Raw genomic sequence first — 22,425 nt, 5'->3', positions numbered from 1 at the left:
CTACCCTCTTAAGAATGTATGTAATAATTGTTCTGTCTCATATAAAGGTAAGCCTACAACGGCAAAATAGCTACCCGAAATATGCGTTACAAAGCGTCCACCTAACCCTTGGATACCATAACCACCGGCTTTATCTTGAGGCTCGCCCGTTTGCCAGTAAGCGTCTATTTCTTCATCATTGAGTATTTTAAAAGTAACATCAGTACTGACAACACAACTCATTACTTTTTCTGGTGTGGCAAAAGCGATAGCAGTTAACACTTGGTGAGTATTTCCTGATAAACGTTTTAAGGTATGAGTAAAGTCGTCTTTATCTCGTGGCTTGCATAATGATTGATTATCCATCACTACCACGGTATCACTACCTAGAACAGGCCGATCGGTATATCCTTGTTTTACGCCCATTTGTGCCTTTAAACGCGCTAAACGTTCGACATAATCATATGGGAGTTCGTTAGCAAGCTGGCTTTCATCGGCATCAACACTAAATTGTGAAAACTCGATACCCAACTGGGTTAAAAGCTCTTTACGGCGGGGAGACGCGGAGGCTAAATATACTGCGCAAGTCATTATCTGATCCTAAAGTGTCTACGGTATTTTCTAAGTAATAAAAATACCCATATCCAACTCAACATACCTGTTAATACAGGCCATAAGTAATGTGGGCTAAAATAAACGCCAAGTAAAAAATGATTTAACCAAAACTGCATTAAATGATAAAGCGTTAAAAATAAGCCAATTAAAAGGCTTTGTTGCCACAATGAAAAATTGCGAATTTTTTGAAAGTTACTTGCCGTAACAAAAATACACACTGAGTAGGTTAATGAGTTTACACCTAAAGAAGAACCGGTCGCTAAATCAATCACTAATCCAACAACCCAAGCCGTACCTATGTTTAAGCGATGCGGTAAAGCCAAAGACCAGTACATAAGTACCAGCAGCACCCAGTCAGGGCGAAATGGTTCAAGTGAAAAGGGTAACGGCATCAAAGCCATTACCAATGCAAAGAAAATACTTAACGCAATTAATAGCATATGGCGATTAATCATCTCCCATCAACTCCTGCTGATTTAGCCATAACACGACTAATAATCGAATTCGGTCTAATTGAGCTATAGGTTCAGCAAATACTTGCGCAAAAGGTTGTCCTTCATCACGGGTTATTTCGGTGATCACCGCTACCGGATAGCCCTCAGGAAACGTACCACCAAGGCCAGAGGTAACCAACACATCGCCAATACGTACATCTAAACTATGCGGCACATGCGACAGTTTCAGTACGTTAATTTTACCAATACCTTCAACCACTGTTCGCACGTCATTACGTAAAATACGTACAGGCGTAGCATGGGTGGTATCGGTAATTAATAATACTCTTGAAGTAGTTGAGCCCACTTTAGTCAACTGCCCCACAAGTCCCATATCATCAATCACTGCTTGGCTTTCACTTAAACCATCGGTGGTTCCTCGATTTATCACCACTTGGTGGCTATAAGGATTTGAGTGAACAGAAAGTACTTGAGCAATAATTTTACGATTGGTATGTTTTGAAGACGAGCCCATTAAGGCTCGTAATTTTTGATTTTCTTTTGCTAAGAATTCATATTGCTGAATTTGCTCGCTCTGCAATATTTGCTTTTTTTTCAGGGCTTCATTTTCAGTTTGTAACTGTTCGCGGGTGTGCAAGCTCTTAGCGCTAAAGCTAAATACTTCGTAAGGTAGATTAGCAACATAAATGAGCGGACTAACTAAGGTATTCAAACTGGTGCGAATATTCTCACCGCCCTTAGTGTATCTATCCCCAAGGATCAATACGATACTCAAAAGCACTGCGACAAAAAGTCGCAGTTGCAAAGAGATTGTTTTTTCAAACATTGATTTCATTAATCGTAACTAAAAACGTCACCACCGTGCACATCAATCATCTCAAGCGCTTTACCGCCGCCACGAGCAACACATGTAAGTGGATCATCAGCAACAACTACTGGAATGCCAGTTTCTTCCATGAGTAGGCGATCTAAATCTTTTAGTAATGCGCCACCGCCAGTTAACACCATGCCATGTGCTGAAATATCAGATGCCAGCTCAGGAGGTGATTGCTCAAGTGCAACCATGACAGCGCTTACAATACCCATTAGCGGCTCTTGTAATGCTTCTAAAATTTCATGCGAGTTAAGTGTGAACGAACGAGGAACACCTTCTGCAAGGTTACGACCACGCACTTCTATTTCTACTGGATCGTCTGTTTTAAATGCAGAACCAATTTGGTGTTTAATATTCTCAGCTGTGGCTTCACCAATTAAGCTACCAAAGTTACGACGTACATAATTAATAATGGCTTCATCAAACTTGTCGCCACCAATACGAACAGATGACGAATAAACAACACCATTGAGTGAAATTATAGCCACTTCGGTTGTACCGCCACCAATATCAACAACCATAGAGCCCGTTGCTTCAGATACCGGTAAGCCAGCACCAATTGCAGCAGCCATAGGCTCTTCAATTAAGTAAACTTCACGAGCGCCAGCCCCCATCGCTGATTCGCGAATGGCACGCTTTTCAACTTGTGTAGCGCCACAAGGTACACAAATAAGTACTCGTGGACTTGGTCGCATAAAGTTATTGTTGTGCACTTGCTTAATAAAGTGCTGTAGCATTTTTTCGGTCACATAAAAATCAGCAATCACGCCATCTTTCATCGGACGAATAGCTTTAATATTACCAGGCGTGCGCCCCAACATTTGCTTAGCTTCTGTACCTACAGATGCAACACTTTTAGGTCCACCAGCACGCTCTTGACGAATAGCAACAACTGAAGGTTCGTTTAATACAATCCCTTCTTCTTTTACATAAATTAGTGTGTTGGCTGTACCTAAATCGATCGATAGATCGTTTGAAAAAATACCACGGAGTTTTTTAAACATGAGGCTGGATGACCTTTGAAATTCGTTCTTATTTTAGTTGCGCTTACTTTAACATTCTCAATGTAATGAGCAATATAAAGCGCAGCCGTCTTTGTAATCATTAAAAAGAGGAAGCGTGTGCTTCCTCATTAAATATTATTGTTCGCTCATTAAGCGAAAGCCAATGTAATTAGCTCTAAAGTCTGGCGCTAGGATTAAACGCGTTGAGGCACGAGCGAGGCTAGGAGCAAAGTTCCATGCGCCGCCACGAACCACAGCATTTTTTTTATTCTCTGTGCTACTAGTCCATTCCCATACATTGCCCACTGTATCGTATAAGCCAAATGCATTTGCAGAAAAAGATCCTACCGGTGCGGTGCGTTTGTTTGACCATTCGCTACCACACCAACCACAGTTTGCTAAGTTTTTACCAATTTCGTTACCCCAAGGGTACTCAGTATCTGTACCTGCACGCGCAGCATATTCCCACTCAACCTCAGTTGGCAGACGATACACTTGTGCTGTTTTATCAGAAAACCATTCTGCGTAAGCCGTAGCATCATTTTTTGTCAAACACACAGCTGGAAAATCATTTGTTTGCTCAAACCCTGGAGCTCGCCAATTTAAGCTCGCTTCCCAAACGGGTTCACCATTTAGATAATAAGCACAGCCTTTGCCTTTTTCAGCTTCAGTCTTGTATTGTGTCTCGTTTACAAACTTCTCAAATGCGCCAACAGTGACTTCTTTACTTTGCATGACAAAAGATTCACTAATCGTTTTTTCAACAACAGGACGCTCGTTTTCCAGTCCATTGCCGTTAATATCGCCCATTTTAAATGTGCCAACTGGGATTATTACGGCTGACGAATCCACTGTTGGTGGCTGCGTATCAACTTCCATTCCCTTAGGACAATCTGCTTGTATTATTTGCTCTCGCTTTTTAGTCGGTGCAGCAATCGACTCTGACTTTTTTTCTAACTTAGCAAAAAGCGTGCGTGTCTTTTTTAAGTCAATACGTGCTTTATAAGGGATGTAACCCTCTTTGCGTATTTCTAATTTATGCAAACCACGCGGTAATCTTGTTACTAAGCGAGTTGAACCTACACTAATGTCGTTAATAAAAACTTCATCACCATGTACGTTTGAACGCAAAGTTAACTGAATTAACTGATCTTTCTTTTGTTCAGCGACCACTTTAGGCTTTTTATTAACTATTTTAGCGACCGCTTTATTATCCGTATTATCGCTGAATGTTAACTGACTATCAGAAAAAGTAGTGCTATAAGCTGGCTGATAAGTATTTGTCAGCGGGGTACCATACTCTGAACAAAAACTGTTATTTACACTTAATAAGTGACATAAACGACTACTGTTTACATCTCCACGCATAGTAACGCTTAAATTGACGTTGTAATCACCTTGGCCGCTAAATGCGCTCTTAATCACGTGACTACTTAAAATCTGTACTTGTGCCCCTGACATGTCTCGCTTAGGTTCAACCAGACGTTTTTCTGTAAGGTTTTCAAAAATTTGATCTAAAAAGCGATTAGTGGCTTTTTTCAGCCCCACCTGCTGGCCGCGTTGTTCACATGCCGCTAGTGTTTCAGTACGCTTACAATTAAGGGTATGATCGACCTCGAGCGTTCCCTCGCGGGTAAACTCATTGCGCAGTCGCTCTACACGCGCAGTAGTGTATTGCACTTTTAAACTTTCGATGGTGTTCTGAAGTGCATGTTTATCAGCGCGAATTTGCTCAATATCTTTTAGATGGGATGCAATTGCCGCCAATTGCATAGAAATATCATTTTTATTTTGTTCTTGATCAACAACGGCTTTTTGATAACGCGATTGTGCAGAAGTAATATCAAGCGACGGGTTATCAATTAAGCGTCGGTACATATCATTCATCGCATCTAACGCTTGATTTTTTTCTTTATCAAGTTGTGTTGAACGCGCTCTTAGCAATTCAAGTTGGGTTTGAAGCTGATTTTCTTCTTGTAAATATTTATCGAGCATCGTTGTTGAACGAGTGTATTCTGTTTGTTTCGTATTAATCTCTGATTCAATTCTGTTTACAGTAGTTGTATCTTGTGCAAATACTGTGCTGGCAAAAAAGCTAGCAGAAATTAACAGAGATAAAGGAGCAATTCGCATATATTCCAGTCCCAAAAAAGCGGCAATTATTTGGTTATTATTATTTTTTATAATAAAACCTTATGCTATGTACTTGAAGCACAAAACACAAGCTTTGTTCATTTATTATCTCAGTTTACAACTATTATCCCGTTTCATGCCAGTAAATAACCGTTTCATTTGTACTAAATAGCTAATTTATTTAACAACATCGATATTTATCTGCCATTTACGCCCAAAAGATACCAATTTAACGGCGTATTCATATTTTTTAATTTGCTTAAGTAATAAAATTTAAGTCAAAATAACGCTATTAAACAGCACATTCACCATGTAACTAATAAAAAAGAGTGATAATGCCAATACCATTCAATATTAATGAACATAGTTATTTACAACCAATTAGTAACAAATTGCTAGCAGAAAAAAACATTACGTTAAACATTAAGCGTGATGATTTATTGCACCCTGTTATTAGTGGTAATAAATGGCGAAAGCTCAAATACAATTTAGCTCGCATGCAACAACAAGGCAAAACAGAGTTACTGACCTTTGGTGGCGCTTTTTCGAATCATATTCACGCGTGTGCAGCCGCAGGAAAAGAATTTAACCTAGTAACTCACGCAATTGTGCGCGGACCTGAACTTGACCTCAATAATCCAACGTTAAAATTTGCAAAGCAATGTGGCATGCAATTACATGTAGTTAATCGATTAGAATACCGACAACGAAATGATAAAGCATACTTATCGGCATTACAGGCTCGATTTCCCAATGCGTATATTCTGCCTGAAGGAGGCACTAACGAGTTTGCTTTAGAGGGATGTAAAGAACTCGCCCAAAGTTTACCTGAGCACGACTACTTAATCTGTCCTACTGGCAGTGGTGGAACATTGGCGGGCTTAATAGAGGGCAGCTCAAATAAAAGCACCCTACTAGGTATTGCCGTTTTAAAGCAAGCCGACTACCTGAGAGACGAAATACGAGCCCTTAGCCCTAGAGCTAAATCACAAAGTAATTGGCAATTACTTACACAATTTCATGATGGCGGATATGGTCGTTTTACCTCTGAACTGTGGCAGTTTTGCCAATATATGTTGCAACAATATCAGTTACCACTTGAGCCTATTTACAGCGGTAAAATGATGTATGCACTTTGGCAGCTCATTAACAACGACTACTTTCCCTCTGGCAGCAAAATTATTGCCATTCATACAGGTGGGCTGCAAGGTTTAGACGGGCTAAAATATCGTGGACTTGTTTAATTAGCTAATGAAATGCAACTTGAGTGAAGTCGGGTAACAATCCAGAAAAATACCCCCCTTGTGCAGTACTAACACCTATCGCTTTTAAAAATTGCAGTTCCTGATACGTTTCTACACTTGAGGCCACCACCGGCAAACTCAATAACTTGCCAATATGCACAATTCCCCTGACAGATTTTTGCTGGAAATAATTATGATCTATTCCATGAACAAGTTCATAGGCCAAATTAAGCCCCACTATTTGCTTATTATGGGTGAAGTTAAATATACTTTTACTACTTCTAACCTCATCTATAACGATATTAAAGTTGAGCGCTGTTATGGCCGAAAAAGCAGCCTGTAACCGATCTTGGTTATTTAAGAAATCAGCTTCATTTATCAAAAACTGTAACGTATGAAGGCTTTTCAACTCATTCATATGTTTACTTAGCCAACCCCAAAACTCACTATTAAACCAACTTTTAGGATGCAATTTAATACTAATAACAGACGATGACTTTTCTATTAACAGCAGTTTTTTAACTTGCATAACAACTGCTTGGTCTAGTAATAGCGCCTCATCCTCATTGTAAAACTGACTTATATAATCTTGATTAAATAGTTGTTTATTTGTCTTATCGCTACTTTTAATTAAAACATGATGTTTAATAATAGTGCCACTATCCAACTCGTATACAGGTTGAAATAAAATCGCTAATTTTTGCTTTTCAATTCCCTGCTTGACCAAGTTTTCATCAGCCACCTTAAGATGACTGCAATTGAGTGCCAATTGATGATAATGCTTCACTCTACTTTGCATTGATAGTGTGAGTGACGATCTGGCAAGCTGATACACCATCACCTGATCAGCATTCGAGTAGTAAGTACACACACCTAACTTTATACTCTCGTCAGCCACTCTAGGGGCTAAAATATAGGCTGCGTTAAGCATGCATTGATGTAAATGTTTAGCACAATTTGCTTTCTCAATCGCACTAACCCCTTTGAGAGTAAAAGCAAAATTACCCGCTGTTAATAACTTAACGGATATTACAGCCGTATTGGTAAAATCCTTTGCTAGTAATACTTTAAGAGTCGCTTGTAAGTCCGTATTTATATCAAAATGACATTCGCATTGAATGAGTGCAAATATATTATAGCCAATTGTTTTCTGCTCCATGGCTGCTGTCTTTAATACCGATAGTGAAGGCATTGTTTTAGGCGTATAACATACTTTTTTATAGCCATCGCTTTGGTTACGCTTTAATACCATTGAGTTATTTACTCTCATTTTGAGTAATATAGCGCGTCTAACAGCAAAAATTATGGCCAAAATAAACACATTCATTATTATAAATAGGTCACTGTAGGCATACCAAAGAGGCCATGAATATAACAATACCCCTTTTGAATTAGAGCTGAAGTATTGCTTTTGCTGCTTAACATAAACAGAAACTTTATCTGGAGCTAGGGTAAAAGGTGTATTTGCTAAAAGTTGTTGCTTATTAACTAGTGGCTGCTGTAATTGCTTAGCGAGTTCTATACCTGTTTGCTTATTTTGATATTGTAAAACTAAATTTAAACCACTATTAAAAATAACAAATAGCATAAAACACAGAGTGTAAAATAAGGCACTAGCGTAATTGGTAAACTGAGACTGACTGGCTTTCATAACTTACCCGCTCATTAAATAAGTTATTAAAGTGTTGTCTACTATTTGCAATTGCACAAGCCAATCATAAAAGTTTAGTAGCTGTTTTATTATTAATACTTAATGTTTATAAACATTATATTTAGTCATAAGTAATAGCTGCATCTTATGGCACAGGTGGGAGGTTTGTTACAAATTAAACAGATTGACGTTGCTATGCTTTGTAAACCTTAAAACAATGTATAAATTTTAAATGAGGATTATTCACTCATTTAAAGATAAGCGAAAGGTATGGTAACTAGCCTCAATAAAAAAGCCCTGATTACTCAGGGCTCTTTTTTAAACATTTTTATCTTTGTCTTTGTCTAAAACGGAATATCGTCATCAAAGTCGATTGTTGGTTCCATAGGGTTAGATGCGCCACCTTGCGGTGCATTTTGCGGCTTAGGTGCAAACCCGCCTTGCTGTTGTGGTGCATTATTTTGCTGAGGTGCAAAGCCACCTTGTTGCTGTGGTTGGTACTGGTTATTTTGTTGTGGAGCCGGCTGCTGGGCAGGTGCAGATTGTTGCTGTGGAGCATAACTGCCTTGCTGACTATTCTGGCCTTGGTTATTTTGACCATAGCTACCGCTTTGCTGTCCGCCTTGGTTACCTTGATAACCGCCACTTTGTTGACCACCTTGGTTACCTTGATAGCCACCGCTTTGTTGGTCGCCACCGCGTGCACCTAACATTTGCATTTGACCTGTAAAACCATCAACAACAATTTCTGTGGTGTATTTTTCTTGGCCCTGTTGGTCAGTCCATTTACGAGTTTGAAGCTTACCTTCTACGTAAATTTGTGAACCCTTGCGGCAGTATTCGCCTACAATTTCAGCTAATTTGCCAAAAAATACCACACGGTGCCACTCAGTTTTATCAACCATTTGGCCAGTGTTTTTATCTTTATAGCTGTCTGAAGTTGCTAAGGTAATATTTGCTACACCATTACCATTAGGCATGTAACGAACTTCAGGATCTTGCCCTAAATTACCAACCAAAATTACTTTGTTCACACCGCGTGCCATGGAACCATCTCCTATAAACGTTAGATTAAACCAGCCACTCTTCGGGCTTGGTCTAGGTCAAATTCTTTATCATTAATCTTTAAGTAGCTTCGACTTTCATCGCGAACTACGGTTGCTTCTATTACGCCGGGTAAAGCAACTAACTGAGAAGCTAGTGTTTGTGCCTGCTCTTCAGAATCTAATTGGGTCATTAAACTAATAACTTTGCTTTTCGGTGGGACTTGCATTTTCCACGCAATAATAAGCCATATTACCCCAACAAGTGCCGCCGCCGCAAACACAGCTTGCGTACTGGTGGTTTGTGCTACATACCCACCCAACATACCGCCTAAAAAAGCACCTAAGAACTGGCTAGATGAATACCCACCCATAGCGGAGCCCTTTTGGCTTGCAGGCGCAATACGAGACACAAGAGCCGGCATAGTGGCTTCTAAAAAGTTAAAAGCAACAAAATATAACAGCATACAAACCGCAATACCAACAACGCTATTGGCCCATATCGACATACTTAACATACTGACTATTAAGACCATCACTGAACCAATAAAGGCTTGTTTTTCTTTCTCTTTTTTAATTGCCACTATCATTACTGGCACCATCAAAAAAAACGCTAAAAATAAAACCGGGATATAAAGCTGCCAATGGTTTTCAGCCACAAGTCCATCTTTAATTAGTTGACTTGGCAATACTACAAAAATAGTCGTCAATGTTAAATGCAGCAATAATACACCTGCATTTAGACGCGCAAGCTGCGGATGTTTAATTAGCTTTTTAATGTCACTAAAGCTGGCAAGTGTATCGCCTTTAGGGGCTTTATTTATTGCACTAGGCACCAGCATAGTGACAATAAAAATTCCTAATACAGCCAGTATAGCAGTTAACCAAAACACTCCGGCTATACCCCATGAAGCTGCCACAATTGGCCCAAGTAGCATAGCGAAGGCGAAGCTCATACCTATGCTCATACCAATCACTGCCATGACTTTTGGTCGTTGTTCGTCACGGCTTAAGTCTGATGCAAACGCTAATAGTGCGCTGGCGATAGCACCCATACCTTGTAAGGCACGTCCTACCGTCACCATTTGTATAGACTCGGCCAAAGCAGCAATCACTGAGCCTAAAGCAAATACAATTAAACCACCTACAATCACTTTTTTACGGCCAATTTTATCGGATAGTCTTCCCATTGGGATTTGTAATACGGCCTGCGTTAAACCATACGCACCAATTGCAAAACCTATCCATATAGGTGAAAAGCCTTCAAGCGATTGACCATAAATAGCTAAAACAGGCATCAGCATAAACAAGCCGAGCATTCTAAATGCAAACACACTCGCTAACGATACGGCGGCGCGTTTCTCTCGTGAATTAAGTGAAGATGCGGTCATTATTTGCGTGATCTTACTGTGTGAAAAAATTAGGCAAGGATTCTACCACAAGCTTGGCAATAATTAATCGTCTATAACTAAGGATTTTTTCAATGATCAAGGATTAATATTGCAGCGTATTATGCGATACTGAACAAATAATTTTGGCAATAAACGAGATAGCATGGAAAACATTGAAGTCCGAGGCGCCCGCACGCACAATTTAAAAGACATCAGCCTAACCATCCCACGTGATAAACTAATTGTTATCACTGGCTTATCTGGTTCAGGAAAGTCATCACTTGCATTTGATACGCTATATGCAGAAGGGCAACGCCGGTATGTTGAATCACTCTCTGCTTATGCAAGGCAGTTTTTGTCATTAATGGAAAAACCTGACGTAGATCATATTGAAGGCCTTTCCCCTGCTATTTCCATTGAACAAAAATCAACCTCGCATAATCCCCGTTCAACCGTGGGAACCATTACTGAAATCTACGATTACCTGCGTTTAATGTTTGCACGGGTTGGCGAACCTCGCTGTCCAACTCATGATCTTCCTTTAGCAGCGCAAACAATTAGTCAAATGGTCGATACCGCATTAGCGCTGCCTGAAGGCACTAAGTTAATGCTACTTGCTCCTGTTGTTAAAGACCGTAAAGGTGAGCATGTAAAACTATTAGAACAGCTTGCCAGTCAAGGTTACATTCGCGCTCGTATAGATGGTGAAGTATGCGACTTATCCGATCCACCACCGCTAGATTTACATAAAAAGCATACTATTGAAGTCGTGGTGGATCGCTTTAAAGTCAAAGACGGCCAGCAACAACGCCTTGCGGAATCATTCGAAACGGCACTTGAAATGTCAGGCGGCGTTGCCAACATTGCTTTTATGGACGATAGCAGTGCTGAAGAAATGCTGTTTTCAGCAAATTTTGCCTGTCCAACCTGTGGCTATGCGATGACCGAACTTGAACCGCGTTTATTTTCGTTCAATAACCCTGCAGGGGCTTGTCAAAGCTGTGATGGTTTAGGCGTAAGACAATACTTTGACCCTAATCGCGTGGTTCATAACCCTGAAATAAGTTTAGCTGGCGGTGCAATTAAAGGCTGGGATAAACGCAGCTTTTACTATTATCAAATGTTACAAGCGGTTGCACAGCATTACGAGTTTGATTTAGATGTTCCTTATCAAGAGCTTGCAAAAGAACATAAAAAAATTATTTTAGATGGCTCTGGTGATACTAAAATTGCATTTAATTACCGTAATGACCGCGGTGATTTAATTACACGTAATCATGTATTTGAAGGCGTGTTAAACAATATGAACCGCCGCTACCGTGAAACTGAATCAAACTCAGTGCGTGAAGAACTAGCCAAATATCAAACCAGCCAAGCATGCCCTAGTTGTAAAGGCTCACGTTTGCGCCAAGAAGCACGCAATGTATTTATTGGTCAAACTAACTTGCCAACCATTACGCATATGAGTATTGGTGAGGCGATGAGCTTTTTTGAAGGTTTGCATTTAACTGGGCAAAAAGGCCAAATCGCCGAAAAAATTCTAAAAGAAATTCGCGATCGCCTATCGTTCTTAATTAATGTAGGTCTAAATTACTTATCACTTGAGCGTAGCGCCGACACACTTTCTGGCGGTGAGGCACAGCGTATTCGCTTAGCGAGTCAAATTGGTGCTGGGTTAGTGGGTGTTATGTATGTACTGGATGAACCTTCAATTGGTTTGCACCAACGTGATAACGACCGTTTATTGAAAACCTTAGTTCATTTACGCGATTTGGGTAACACCGTTATTGTTGTAGAACACGATGAAGACGCCATTCGCGCCGCTGATCATATTATTGATATTGGCCCAGGTGCTGGCGTACATGGCGGACATGTTATTGCTCAAGGTACGCGCGATGATATTTTAGCAAGCAAAGACTCGGTTACCGGCCAGTTTTTATCCGGCGTACGTAAAATTGAAGTGCCTAAAGAGCGCCATGCTACTAACGATAAATGGCTAGAGCTGTTTGGAGCAACGGGTAATAATTTAAAAAATGTTGATTTAAAAATACCATTTGGCTTAATGACCTGTATTACCGGCGTATCTGGTTCGGGTAAATCTACACTCATTAACGATACCTTGTTTAAACTTGCCCACACTGAACTCAACGGTGCAACTACTGCAGAAGCAGCTCCTTATGGATCAATTGCAGGACTTGAGCACTTTGATAAAGTAATTGATATTGACCAAAGTCCTATTGGCCGCACACCGCGTTCAAACCCTGCCACTTATACTGGTATTTTCACTGGTATTCGTGAGCTATTTGCAGGTACTCAAGAAGCCCGTTCACGTGGTTACAAAGTGGGTCGCTTTAGCTTTAATGTTAAAGGTGGGCGATGTGAGGCATGCCAAGGTGATGGCGTTATTAAAGTAGAAATGCACTTCTTACCAGACGTATATGTACCGTGTGATGTGTGTAAGGGTAAACGTTATAATCGCGAAACCTTAGAAGTACAATATAAAGGCAAAAACATCAACCAAGTGCTCGACATGACCGTTGAAGATGCCCATGACTACTTTGATAAAATACCGGCTATAGCACGTAAACTTAAAACCCTAATGGATGTTGGACTTTCTTATATTCGTTTAGGCCAAGCCGCTACAACACTTTCTGGTGGTGAAGCACAGCGAATTAAGTTAGCACGTGAGCTCTCTAAGCGTGATACTGGAAAAACATTGTACATTCTTGATGAGCCAACCACGGGACTTCATTTTGCTGATATTGAACAGTTATTAGTGGTGCTTCATCGCCTACGCGATCATGGCAATACCATTGTAGTAATTGAGCATAATTTAGATGTAATAAAAACTGCCGATTGGATCGTTGATTTAGGCCCTGAAGGTGGAGCTGGCGGCGGTGAAATACTGATTGCAGGCACACCAGAAGAAGTGGCGGAATGTCAGCGCTCACATACTGGGCACTACTTAAAACCGCTATTAAATAAATAGCGGTAATACACTTTGAGGAAAGCCGGTGTTAAGGTATTTAAAAGTTGCAAAATGGCGTGCTAATAAACAGTTTAAGCAACAGCAAAAAAGCTGGCAACCACACCAAATTAAACTGCTGAGTCATATAAAAAGCATATGGTTTAACCTTAACACCGCGCAAAAGCTTTACCTTCTTGCACTTATAAGTTTAGCTATTTTTAAGTTAACCTGGTTGTGCGCCAGCATCACCATTGTTGCACTGATCGTAGAGTTTTGGCCCAAGTTTAATCAGCTCTGGAATTCACTCGCTGGCAAAGCACTTATTTTGGTATTTTATGCCAGTATTGCTAACTTTGTTCTAGCAGGTGCAAGCGGTATAGTGAATGAAGTAACGCAAGTATCAGCTAATCATTTTAACTACACCCACAACTTTGCCACTTTATTATATTTACCGCCTTGGACACTGGGGATAACCCTAGCAACCTTACTCGGCTTACAGCTTATTTTGCCATTTTACATCATCGTTTTACTGCTTATAAAACCCTTTGGCTCTGATCGTATTAAATTTATCAGTCAAAGCTATTCGCCGCTTCTCACTGCATTTACGCGCTTTTTTTTAGCTACTGTGGTGTTTGTAAGTTTAATCGCGTTCATTGATGACAAACCGCCTGAAAAAGTATTAAACGACATCGTAAAGAATTTTGAAAATAGTAAGTCTATTGCGAATAAGTCACCCGCAGAACAGGAACAAGCAATAGAAGAGTTAAGTGAACAGATAGAAAAAAAACTTCCCTCTTCAGACAATGACAAAACTCAGACAAAAACATTTGGTATTCGCTTAGAAGGCGAAGACGATAATACCCAGACAGTTAAGCAGTTTTTAGATACTAAAGGCTACTTTGAGCGCAGTAAACGCTTAATTGCTATGTTTGCCTATAGTTATGAAGCAGATAGCTACTCTCGCTGTAAAAAGTCAAAAGAGAGTAAGTCAATTGAGCTCAATGATTACGAAATTGTTGAAATAACGCCTGATCAAAGTATGCCTTATGGCTATCAATTTATAGTTAGAGCCTGTGAATCTGCCGGTATTTCAGCTATGAAACATTAAAATAAAATGCCGCTAAATTAGCGGCATTTTTGCAGATAAAAACACAGGCTTATGAGCGCGGAATAAACCCAACCGCATCATAAACTGCTTTTAATGTTTTCTCAGCACGGGCACTGGCTTTCTCGGTATAATGAATAGCGCTATTCGCCCCAACTAATTTGTACTATTTGCATATCTTTATACTTAGATCCCGTAAATAATATTTCATTGCTTTCGTTTACCTCAAAACCAATAGGTCGAAAGTCCACGTGTGTATCTTGTATGGTTTGATCTTGTAAATTTAGTCTAGCGATTCTTGAAATAGAATCTGAATAATAGAAATAGTCTTTACTGATCCCATATGCAACTGACTTTTTGGCATTTTTAGGTAATTCCCAGCTTTGCCTATCGGATAAGCGAATTAACTGATTATCGTTGGTTACGTAGCCGTTACCTTTACTATCTGAAATGAGTTTATTCGCTTTTATTCCTTCTATTACATGAGTATCACGAGTTAGTAAATTAAACTCTGCCAATATATTTTTTGTACCAAGGCGCTTAATATAAATAATGCTTTCGTTATTTTTTGACCAAATATAGCTTACTATTTTATGTTTATTAAATTCTTCTAATGGATAAATTTTTTGAGTGTTTACGTCATAAAATAAAAAGCTTTTATTTTTTATGAACATTATGCGCTGCTTATTGGGAGAAGCTCGGAGCATTCCTAATGCAAAAGTCGAAGGGGCATCATCATAATTAAAAAAGCTGAGTTGCTTTGTAAAACCATTTTGAGAGAGCCATAATTGACTGCTGCCAGAACGCTCAGATACAAAAACATGCGCAGGCCCTTCTTTATTAACTATTTCAATAATGTTGTAGTCGTCTTTATCACTTTTATAGAGCGTTTCATATTTAGGTGTATCGCCAAAAGTGTCTGTTACTTTAATTAGCGAGTATGATTGGGTTTTATTCTCTGAATAAAAAAGACTATTGGCAGAGTGCACTGCTATATAATAAGGAGTTATATTTGGGGTTACTGTTAGTGTATTTTTAACAGTGTTTTTTTCATCAAATATAATGGTTGAAAGCTGTGTTCCTTCAAATACTATTATGCCTTTATCGTCTGCAAGCCAGTCAAACGCGAAGCTAATTATACTTTTCTTTGCTTTAAATAAGCGCTTGGTTTCGTGGGTTTCAAAGTCGTAACTAAATACAGAAAAAGGCTTACCCTTTTGACTAAGTATATACGCTATTTTATTACCAGATTGAGATAAACGCGGCATGATCGCGCCGTACATTACACCTGGCGGTGGGATCACTATAAACTCTTTTTTAAGTTCTAAATCAAATTTATATAAGCCTGAACCATCATGCTCATTTTTATATTCGGTGTAATAAATATGCTCACCACTTTCGTCTACTTGCGCATAACCTGTGTATCTAAAGTCACACTTTTTAATAGAGGTAGCCTCCCCTATAACAGGAAACTGGCTTAGATCAACGAGTACCATTTCACACTTTTGTTGTTTTAAATTGGTAGCTTGTAATAACACTGAGTGCTGATTTAATTGCCACGATAAAATAGATACCTGAAAGCCAGGATAGGTAATTTCAACTTCCCTTTGATCAGATAGTCGCTTTACAAATGCATGCATTACGTCATTTTCAGGTTCTATATTGGTGTAAGCTAAATATTGTTTATCTGAGGATAATTCAGGGTGAACTTCACTACCTATATTCCACGTGCTTGCTACCTTATTAACCGTGATCTGTTTAATCTTTTCGCTAGAAGGTGCATTAATAAAAAACAACCCTAACCATACTAAAAAGCACAGACAAATAATGACGACTAAAGAATAGATCAAAAACTTTTTACTATTCGTTCTTTGAACCGGTTGAGAAGTAGTTGCAGTCACTACCTCTTCATTTTTGGCAAAAAAATCCGGTGAGTCAGGCAAAAAGTTTGCAGGCTCTTCAAAAACGCTTGTTTGCGTTAAACGCTCTGGTATTACGGTTAGACTGTAACCTTTACGGTAATGAGTTTTTAAAAGCGGTGCTTTTTCAGTTGGGTGGGCAAGCTGCTTTCTTAACTCTGAGATTGCACGGTTAATCGCATTATCATCAACAAAGCTCTGTTGCCACACACTTTCAATAAGCTCTTGTCGAGAAACAATATGTTGAGGCTTATTTATAAAGTGCAGTAATAGCTTTACTAAAAGTGGGTCTAATTCCCTTTCCATATTGTTTGAAGTAATCACACAGCGATTACTAATAAATTGCCAAGGTCCGATTTGATAATTCATAGTTTTACATATTTTTATTTTTCAACAACCCTACCACAGGTACACTTTTTAATATAGCTAGGTTAATTTAAAACCTTATATTCACAGATAAGGTTTGTGATTAACTCTCTAATTTAAAACAACAAAAAAAATAAAAACCTTATAAATAAATCACTCACAACTAGATAAGCGACTCTAGATAAATTTAGCGATATTCTTTAAAACGTCATCAACAAGCAGCTTACTAAACACGACTTTTTAATAGTAATTAAGCTGACTTTTAAACATAAAAAAGGTTTCATTATGAATAACGCAATTAAAAAAGTATTACCCATAATTTTATTAGCAACAGTATTTAGTACAGCCTCTGCAGTCGCTACAGAAAGTAAAAACAACACGCTACTAACCAATTCAGATCAATGTGCAGCCGGTGAAATAGTCATCAATAGCAATCAAATAATTTATGCTACCAACACTGACTCACTCATCAAGCATGAAGTAAACACTGAAACATTATTTACTAGTATAGAGAACCAAATTGCAACCGACTTTGAATCGTCCATCAACAAGATGAACTCAAAAATTGATAGTAACCTTTCAAAAATAACGTCGTCACTAACAACTTATATAAGCACTATTTTAACCAATCAATAATAAATAAAATTACATTAAGGAAGTGTTATGAATACATTTACTAAAAAAGTTCTTTCAGCAACCGTATTATTGAGCGGCTGCTTATTAGCAACGACTGTACAAGCACAAAGTTCAGTGTGGCAAGTGAGTAAAGGAAATGACTCATTATTTATTGGCGGCACAGTACACATTTTACCTAAGTCAGAGATGCCTCTACCAGTGGAGTTTAACCACGCCTATAAGCAAGCAGATACGATTGTATTAGAAGCACCAATACCTGATCCTAGCGATGCACAAGCACAAATGAAAATGTTGAGCGCACTATCTTATGAAAATAATGAAACATTGAGCCAAAAGCTAACTCCAGAGGTAAAGCTCGCATTAGAAAAAAAGCTGGCTGAGTTTGGTGCAAACCTAACTAAATTAGATAACTTTCGTCCTGCAATGGTTAGTATTGTGCTGATGTCGATGGAGCTGCAAAAACAAAATTTAATGGGTGAAGGCGTTGACGCTTACTTTACTAAAAAAGCGACCTCAGATAATAAAGAACAACAATACTTAGAGACTATGGCGTTTCAGTTAGAGTTATTTAAGACTATGGGTGAAGGTAGCGAAAATGACTTTATCAAAAATAATTTAGCTGGGTTTGATAATTACGGTGTGATGTTTAAAAAATTACTCTCAGCTTGGCGTAAAGGTGATACGCAATCGCTCTACACAGTAGCACTTGAACCGATGCAAAAAAATGATCCTGCAACTTATAAACAATTAATGACTGATAGAAACAATAACTGGTTAGTTAAAGTGGAACAAATGTTTAACAACGATAAAAGTGAATTCGTACTTGTGGGAGCAGGCCACCTCGCCGGAGAAGATAGCTTACTGACATTACTTGAAAATAAAGGCTACCAAGTATCTTTAGTTGATATTAACAATACAACTTTCAAAACAATCGCTAAGGCCGAGTAATGGATAAAACAGACAAGCAAGCATTGTTACTTTTGTCTATATTTAGCTTTTTAATGTTAATCAGCGTAATATAAAAAATGCCGCTAAATTAGCGGCATTTTTGTATCTGCAAAAAACAGGCTTATGGGCGTGGAATAAACCCAACCGCATCATAAACTGCTTTTAATGTTTTCTCAGCACGGGCACTGGCTTTCTCTGCACCCATTTTCATAATGTCATTTAATAACGTTTGGTCTTCACGTATTTCTTTAAAACGAGCCTGAATTGGCTCTATCATGCTGACAACAGCTGCTGCGGTGTCTTTTTTCAAGTGACCATACATTTTATCTTCGTATTCAGGGACTAGCTCGTCAATTGAACGCTTAGTCGCAACACTTAATAAGGTAAGTAAGTTAGAAACACCTGGCTTTTCACTACGATCAAAATAAATGCGTGCTTGTTCGTCTGAGTCGGTAACCGCTTTTTTAAGCTTTTTCTCAATCTTTTTCGGCTCGTCTAACATCATAATAAAACCATTTGGGTTTTCATCAGATTTAGACATTTTCTTCAGCGGATCTTGCAAGCTCATAACTCGCGCACCAAACTCAGGAATATAAGGTTCTGGCAGCGTAAAAATGTCGCCATATACATTATTAAAACGATTCGCAATATCACGAGTTAACTCTAGGTGCTGCTTTTGATCTTCGCCAACTGGTACTTTATCAGCTTGGTATAATAAAATGTCAGCTGCTTGCAAAGCTGGATAAGCAAATAAACCCACATTAATATTATTTGCATGCGTTGCCGACTTATCTTTAAACTGGGTCATGCGATTAAGCTCACCCATTTGCGCATAACAGTTTAATACCCAACCAAGTTGTGCATGTTCTGGCACTTGAGATTGAACAAATAATGCCGCTTTTTCTGGGTTAATGCCACACGCCGTATATAAAGCAACACCATCTAAAACGCGAGCACGTAATAACTCAGGGTCTTGGCGTACAGTAATTGCATGTAAGTCGGCAAGCATAAAGTAGCTATCATATTCTTCCTGTAGCTTAACCCACTGGTTAATAGCGCCAACATAGTTGCCTATTGTCATACCACCGGTTGGCTGCATGCCACTTAATACTACTGGTTTACTCATGATTTTCCTTTATTTTTACTTAATTTGAAATGCTTAACGCTGCGTTAGTGTCGGTATTATAGCTAAGAAGTTATCGCATAGGTACTGTGGATTATAATCCCCTAGCAGCTCTCCTTGATGATAGCCGTATGTGAGGGCTATCACATCAATATTAGCGGCTTGTGCTGCTAGTATGTCACTCTTTGAATCACCAATCATAATGGCTTTATTTGGCAAAACATTCAATGTATTGCAAGCAAATAGGAGTGGCTCAGGTGACGGTTTTTTTGCCATGTCGTCACCGCAAACAATTACTTCAAAATGACTGCGAATAGCCAGTTTATCTAAAAGTAGTTCAGTAAAGCGGCGTGCCTTATTGGTAATAAGTGCTTTGGGCATACCACTAAGGGCTGCGAGTCCAGTTTCAACATGCTGATATAATACGCTGTATTCACCAACCTGCTCACTATAATGTTGATAAAAAAGCTTAATAGCTCGTTCACTTAATGCTTCATCAAGGTGTTCACTAATTTGCATATCACCGCATAGAGCTCGCTTTACTAACACCTCTATGCCATTACCTACCCAGCTTTCAACTAATCGCTGACTAACTATGGGAAACGCTAAATCACTTAGCGTAAGATTTAAGGCCATATATAAGTCATACACGCTATCAACTAGCGTGCCGTCTAAGTCAAATAGTGCAGCATCATATTTCATTATTTAATACTTTCTAATTGTTGGCGCATTTCATCAATTACGCTTTTATAGTTAGGCTGATTAAAAATAGCAGAGCCTGCAACAAACATGTCAGCCCCCGCTTCAGCCGCTGCAGCTATGTTATCTACTTTAATACCGCCATCAACTTCTAAACGAATATCACGCCCTGAATCAATAATGCGTTGCTTTGCCTCTCGCAGTTTTTCCAGTGTTTGTGGAATAAAACTTTGTCCACCAAACCCAGGATTTACTGACATTAATAAGATCACATCTACTTTATCCATCACGTGATCGAGGTAACTTAAACTTGTTGCAGGGTTGAACACTAAGCCAGCCTGACAGCCTTGATCTTTTATCAATTGCAAAGTACGGTCAATATGCTCACTGGCTTCTGGATGAAAGGTAATAATTGATGCACCCGCCTCGGCAAATTGTGGAATTAAGCTATCTACCGGTTTTACCATTAAATGAACATCAATAGGGGCTTTAATCCCATAATCGCGAAGTGCTTTACACACCATTGGGCCTATTGTTAAGTTAGGGACATAATGGTTATCCATTACATCAAAATGGACAACATCAGCTCCGGCAGCTAACACTTTGTCGACATCTTCACCAAGGCGTGCAAAATCTGCAGATAATATTGAGGGCGCTATTAAGTATTTTTGTTCACAGTTGAGCATCGCTAATCCATTAATGAATAATTTATGGCGTTAATGTAACTTAATTAACGATGTTACCCAAGTAACACCTTTAAAAATAGCGCTAAGTTAGCAACACCAATGACAAACTGTCTTTAACTATAATAACAGTTAAGCTGCGTGAGCTAAGAAGGATAAAACATGCTTATAAAAAATTCTGCGGTATGATTAGCTGTGAATATAACTAAAAATAAAGTGTATTATTTAAGCGATTTTTGTTATGCTTCGCGAAGAACTAAATTATTAGGTTTATATTATGCGTGCTTTTAAAATTGGATTATTAATCACGTCGGTAAGTGTCATTATTGGAGCAGCGTCGCTTTCTTCAAATACGGAGCAAGAATTAAGCTCTGCCAACACTTGTTTTCATAAAGAGCAAACTAACGCTACCAATCATAGCGTAAATCGCTGTATTCAAATTGAAGAAGATTCCTCATGGGCTTCTTGGTTAACCGGCGATAGCCGCAGTGCACAGTTCCATTATCTAGACTTCCTAGAGTTATTAACAGGTGCTGATGACAATCACAAACCCTCTTCAATCAAACCATTATTTTAATTAATGCAGCACTTTTTAAGCGCGTTACAAAGTGTGCTAGCTGCATTTTTTGGTGTGCAATCCGAAGATAAACGTCAAACAGACTTTAAACACCACTCCCCTATTACATTAATAGCTATTGCCGTGGTACTTTTTGTATTATTTGTGTTGGCTATTTACGCAACCGTGACTTCGGTGCTAAGTACATAGCCATTAGCTCATCGACTTTATTTCGTGAACCGCCTTTTGGGCTAATCGTGCGTTTAACCTGAATTTTATCCAAAGAAGCTTGGCTGTAAATTTTGCGTGTCCATACCGTATCGTGATTTGAAATAAGGACCGGCGTATTATTCTCAAATGCCGCTTGCTCAGCTAAGTTCGCTAAATTAGCCTGGTCATCCAAATTAAACCCGCCTTTTGCATACGAAGTAAAGGATGCCGTTTTACTTAATGGCACATAAGGTGGATCGCAATAGATCACTGCATTATTAGGCACCAGTTTGAATACATCATCATACCCTAGGCAAGTAAATGTAGCCTGTTGCGCTTTGCTAGCAAAAAAGTACATTTCTTTTTCAGGAAAATAAGGCTTTTTATATTTACCAAAAGGCACATTAAAAATGCCCTTTAAGTTATAGCGGCATAATCCGTTATAACCATGGCGGTTCATATATAAAAATAAGATGGCTCGCTCATATACATCGCTGCTTTGATTAAACTGCACGCGATAATCATAATACGCATCTGAGTGGTTGTTTAAATCAACAAAAAGCTTTTTGGCATCACTAATAAACTCATCAGGCGAACGCTTGAGCTCTTTATATAAATTGATTAAATCAGCATTAATATCGTTAAGTACATAGTGTTTAAAATTGCTATTTAAAAACACTGAGCCCGCACCAACAAAAGGTTCAACCAAAGTATCTGCATGCTTACTTGCTTGATTTAGTCGCGCGTTAATATCTTCAACGAGGCTATATTTTCCGCCAGCCCACTTAAGGAAGGCTCTACTCTTTTGCTGCATTGGCTCTTT

General features: G+C 38.9%; 20 protein-coding genes. 7 read left to right on the top strand and 13 right to left on the bottom strand.

Annotated elements, in window-relative coordinates; translation table 11 throughout:
• The 5 genes from ACNSN3_RS01015 to ACNSN3_RS00995 all read right to left on the bottom strand — a co-directional run bounded on the left by ACNSN3_RS01015 (position 1) and on the right by ACNSN3_RS00995 (position 5,060).
• Positions 1-570, bottom strand: a complete 570-nt coding sequence (locus ACNSN3_RS01015) for a Maf family protein (RefSeq protein ID WP_138621339.1) — start codon at positions 568-570, stop codon at positions 1-3.
• Positions 570-1,049, bottom strand: coding sequence for a rod shape-determining protein MreD (mreD, locus tag ACNSN3_RS01010; protein WP_010390467.1), 480 nt, complete (start codon positions 1,047-1,049; stop codon positions 570-572). The genes ACNSN3_RS01015 and mreD overlap by 1 nt, the downstream gene beginning before the upstream one ends.
• Entirely contained in the window at positions 1,042-1,884 is an 843-nt protein-coding gene (gene mreC, locus ACNSN3_RS01005; RefSeq protein WP_010390466.1) for a rod shape-determining protein MreC, read from the bottom strand. The genes mreD and mreC overlap by 8 nt, the downstream gene beginning before the upstream one ends.
• Positions 1,884-2,927, bottom strand: coding sequence for a rod shape-determining protein (locus tag ACNSN3_RS01000; protein WP_008113726.1), 1,044 nt, complete (start codon positions 2,925-2,927; stop codon positions 1,884-1,886). The genes mreC and ACNSN3_RS01000 overlap by 1 nt, the downstream gene beginning before the upstream one ends.
• A gap of 135 nt (positions 2,928-3,062) precedes the next feature.
• A complete protein-coding gene (locus tag ACNSN3_RS00995) occupies positions 3,063-5,060 on the bottom strand; it encodes an SUMF1/EgtB/PvdO family nonheme iron enzyme (protein WP_418608196.1) in 1,998 nt (665 codons plus the stop codon).
• Between the two features lie 335 nt (positions 5,061-5,395).
• Here ACNSN3_RS00995 and ACNSN3_RS00990 point away from each other — a divergent pair, with 335 nt between their 5' ends.
• Complete coding sequence (locus ACNSN3_RS00990; protein WP_055012253.1) at positions 5,396-6,304, top strand: 1-aminocyclopropane-1-carboxylate deaminase/D-cysteine desulfhydrase; 909 nt, start codon at positions 5,396-5,398, stop codon at positions 6,302-6,304.
• A 4-nt stretch (positions 6,305-6,308) separates the two neighbouring features.
• On the opposite strand, the gene ACNSN3_RS00985 is transcribed toward ACNSN3_RS00990, so the two are convergent.
• The 3 genes from ACNSN3_RS00985 to ACNSN3_RS00975 form a co-directional block, all read right to left on the bottom strand.
• The gene (locus ACNSN3_RS00985) at positions 6,309-7,955 is read right to left on the bottom strand and encodes an EAL domain-containing protein (protein WP_418608194.1); all 1,647 of its coding nucleotides are present in this window, start codon (positions 7,953-7,955) and stop codon (positions 6,309-6,311) included.
• A gap of 344 nt (positions 7,956-8,299) precedes the next feature.
• Positions 8,300-9,001, bottom strand: a complete 702-nt coding sequence (gene ssb / locus ACNSN3_RS00980) for a single-stranded DNA-binding protein (protein ID WP_008467569.1) — start codon at positions 8,999-9,001, stop codon at positions 8,300-8,302.
• Positions 9,002-9,021: 20 nt separating this feature from the next.
• Positions 9,022-10,389 (bottom strand): MFS transporter, encoded by a 1,368-nt coding sequence (locus tag ACNSN3_RS00975; RefSeq protein ID WP_418608192.1) that lies wholly within the window; start codon positions 10,387-10,389, stop codon positions 9,022-9,024.
• A 163-nt stretch (positions 10,390-10,552) separates the two neighbouring features.
• Here ACNSN3_RS00975 and uvrA point away from each other — a divergent pair, with 163 nt between their 5' ends.
• On the top strand, positions 10,553-13,378 hold the full coding sequence (gene uvrA / locus ACNSN3_RS00970; RefSeq protein WP_075170529.1) for an excinuclease ABC subunit UvrA: 2,826 nt from the start codon (positions 10,553-10,555) through the stop codon (positions 13,376-13,378).
• A 25-nt stretch (positions 13,379-13,403) separates the two neighbouring features.
• Complete coding sequence (locus tag ACNSN3_RS00965) at positions 13,404-14,465, top strand: hypothetical protein (protein ID WP_054202535.1); 1,062 nt, start codon at positions 13,404-13,406, stop codon at positions 14,463-14,465.
• Positions 14,466-14,605: 140 nt separating this feature from the next.
• On the opposite strand, the gene ACNSN3_RS00960 is transcribed toward ACNSN3_RS00965, so the two are convergent.
• Entirely contained in the window at positions 14,606-16,750 is a 2,145-nt protein-coding gene (locus ACNSN3_RS00960) for a transcriptional regulator (protein WP_054202536.1), read from the bottom strand.
• 282 nt (positions 16,751-17,032) lie between these two features.
• Here ACNSN3_RS00960 and ACNSN3_RS00955 point away from each other — a divergent pair, with 282 nt between their 5' ends.
• Together ACNSN3_RS00955 and ACNSN3_RS00950 are read left to right on the top strand one after the other, a co-directional pair.
• Positions 17,033-17,383 carry a hypothetical protein gene (locus ACNSN3_RS00955; protein WP_138594441.1) on the top strand — a complete coding sequence of 117 codons (351 nt, stop codon included), beginning with the start codon at positions 17,033-17,035 and terminating at the stop codon, positions 17,381-17,383.
• A gap of 27 nt (positions 17,384-17,410) precedes the next feature.
• Positions 17,411-18,331, top strand: a complete 921-nt coding sequence (locus ACNSN3_RS00950) for a TraB/GumN family protein (protein ID WP_054202538.1) — start codon at positions 17,411-17,413, stop codon at positions 18,329-18,331.
• 121 nt (positions 18,332-18,452) lie between these two features.
• On the opposite strand, the gene trpS is transcribed toward ACNSN3_RS00950, so the two are convergent.
• From trpS to rpe, 3 genes are read right to left on the bottom strand one after another with little or no spacing between them, the layout of a single operon-like run.
• Positions 18,453-19,457: a tryptophan--tRNA ligase gene (gene trpS / locus ACNSN3_RS00945; RefSeq protein WP_054202539.1), complete on the bottom strand. Its 1,005-nt coding sequence runs from the start codon at positions 19,455-19,457 to the stop codon at positions 18,453-18,455.
• Between the two features lie 33 nt (positions 19,458-19,490).
• Positions 19,491-20,156, bottom strand: a complete 666-nt coding sequence (locus ACNSN3_RS00940) for an HAD-IA family hydrolase (RefSeq protein ID WP_138594443.1) — start codon at positions 20,154-20,156, stop codon at positions 19,491-19,493.
• The gene (gene rpe / locus ACNSN3_RS00935) at positions 20,156-20,839 is read right to left on the bottom strand and encodes a ribulose-phosphate 3-epimerase (protein ID WP_010390446.1); all 684 of its coding nucleotides are present in this window, start codon (positions 20,837-20,839) and stop codon (positions 20,156-20,158) included. The genes ACNSN3_RS00940 and rpe overlap by 1 nt, the downstream gene beginning before the upstream one ends.
• A 274-nt stretch (positions 20,840-21,113) precedes the next feature.
• Between rpe and ACNSN3_RS00930 the strand changes: the two genes are divergently transcribed.
• The gene (locus ACNSN3_RS00930) at positions 21,114-21,413 is read left to right on the top strand and encodes a hypothetical protein (protein ID WP_418608187.1); all 300 of its coding nucleotides are present in this window, start codon (positions 21,114-21,116) and stop codon (positions 21,411-21,413) included.
• A 3-nt stretch (positions 21,414-21,416) separates the two neighbouring features.
• Positions 21,417-21,602: a DUF2970 domain-containing protein gene (locus ACNSN3_RS00925; RefSeq protein ID WP_041709648.1), complete on the top strand. Its 186-nt coding sequence runs from the start codon at positions 21,417-21,419 to the stop codon at positions 21,600-21,602.
• Here ACNSN3_RS00925 and ACNSN3_RS00920 read toward each other — a convergent pair.
• Positions 21,565-22,416 (bottom strand): Dam family site-specific DNA-(adenine-N6)-methyltransferase, encoded by an 852-nt coding sequence (locus tag ACNSN3_RS00920; RefSeq protein WP_010390441.1) that lies wholly within the window; start codon positions 22,414-22,416, stop codon positions 21,565-21,567. The two genes, ACNSN3_RS00925 and ACNSN3_RS00920, sit on opposite strands and share 38 nt — an antisense overlap.
• Positions 22,417-22,425 lie beyond the last annotated feature (9 nt).

This window comes from Pseudoalteromonas sp. US3C1004, from assembly GCF_048401065.1.
GTDB lineage: Bacteria > Pseudomonadota > Gammaproteobacteria > Enterobacterales > Alteromonadaceae > Pseudoalteromonas > Pseudoalteromonas undina.
Note: the sequence above shows the minus strand (reverse complement) of the source record. Positions and strands in the feature narration are given on the sequence as shown.

Excerpts from the sequence above, each read along its gene's own strand:
- ACNSN3_RS01015 (WP_138621339.1), bottom strand. The coding sequence starts at position 570 with ATGACTTGCGCAGTATATTTAGCCTCCGCGTCTCCCCGCCGTAAAGAG.
- mreD (WP_010390467.1), bottom strand. The coding sequence starts at position 1,049 with ATGATTAATCGCCATATGCTATTAATTGCGTTAAGTATTTTCTTTGCA.
- mreC (WP_010390466.1), bottom strand. The coding sequence starts at position 1,884 with ATGAAATCAATGTTTGAAAAAACAATCTCTTTGCAACTGCGACTTTTT.
- ACNSN3_RS01000 (WP_008113726.1), bottom strand. The coding sequence starts at position 2,927 with ATGTTTAAAAAACTCCGTGGTATTTTTTCAAACGATCTATCGATCGAT.
- ACNSN3_RS00995 (WP_418608196.1), bottom strand. The coding sequence starts at position 5,060 with ATGCGAATTGCTCCTTTATCTCTGTTAATTTCTGCTAGCTTTTTTGCC.
- ACNSN3_RS00990 (WP_055012253.1), top strand. The coding sequence starts at position 5,396 with ATGCCAATACCATTCAATATTAATGAACATAGTTATTTACAACCAATT.
- ACNSN3_RS00985 (WP_418608194.1), bottom strand. The coding sequence starts at position 7,955 with ATGAAAGCCAGTCAGTCTCAGTTTACCAATTACGCTAGTGCCTTATTT.
- ssb (WP_008467569.1), bottom strand. The coding sequence starts at position 9,001 with ATGGCACGCGGTGTGAACAAAGTAATTTTGGTTGGTAATTTAGGGCAA.
- ACNSN3_RS00975 (WP_418608192.1), bottom strand. The coding sequence starts at position 10,389 with ATGACCGCATCTTCACTTAATTCACGAGAGAAACGCGCCGCCGTATCG.
- uvrA (WP_075170529.1), top strand. The coding sequence starts at position 10,553 with ATGGAAAACATTGAAGTCCGAGGCGCCCGCACGCACAATTTAAAAGAC.
- ACNSN3_RS00960 (WP_054202536.1), bottom strand. The coding sequence starts at position 16,750 with ATGAATTATCAAATCGGACCTTGGCAATTTATTAGTAATCGCTGTGTG.
- ACNSN3_RS00955 (WP_138594441.1), top strand. The coding sequence starts at position 17,033 with ATGAATAACGCAATTAAAAAAGTATTACCCATAATTTTATTAGCAACA.
- ACNSN3_RS00950 (WP_054202538.1), top strand. The coding sequence starts at position 17,411 with ATGAATACATTTACTAAAAAAGTTCTTTCAGCAACCGTATTATTGAGC.
- trpS (WP_054202539.1), bottom strand. The coding sequence starts at position 19,457 with ATGAGTAAACCAGTAGTATTAAGTGGCATGCAGCCAACCGGTGGTATG.
- ACNSN3_RS00940 (WP_138594443.1), bottom strand. The coding sequence starts at position 20,156 with ATGAAATATGATGCTGCACTATTTGACTTAGACGGCACGCTAGTTGAT.
- rpe (WP_010390446.1), bottom strand. The coding sequence starts at position 20,839 with ATGCTCAACTGTGAACAAAAATACTTAATAGCGCCCTCAATATTATCT.
- ACNSN3_RS00930 (WP_418608187.1), top strand. The coding sequence starts at position 21,114 with ATGCGTGCTTTTAAAATTGGATTATTAATCACGTCGGTAAGTGTCATT.
- ACNSN3_RS00925 (WP_041709648.1), top strand. The coding sequence starts at position 21,417 with ATGCAGCACTTTTTAAGCGCGTTACAAAGTGTGCTAGCTGCATTTTTT.
- ACNSN3_RS00920 (WP_010390441.1), bottom strand. The coding sequence starts at position 22,416 with ATGCAGCAAAAGAGTAGAGCCTTCCTTAAGTGGGCTGGCGGAAAATAT.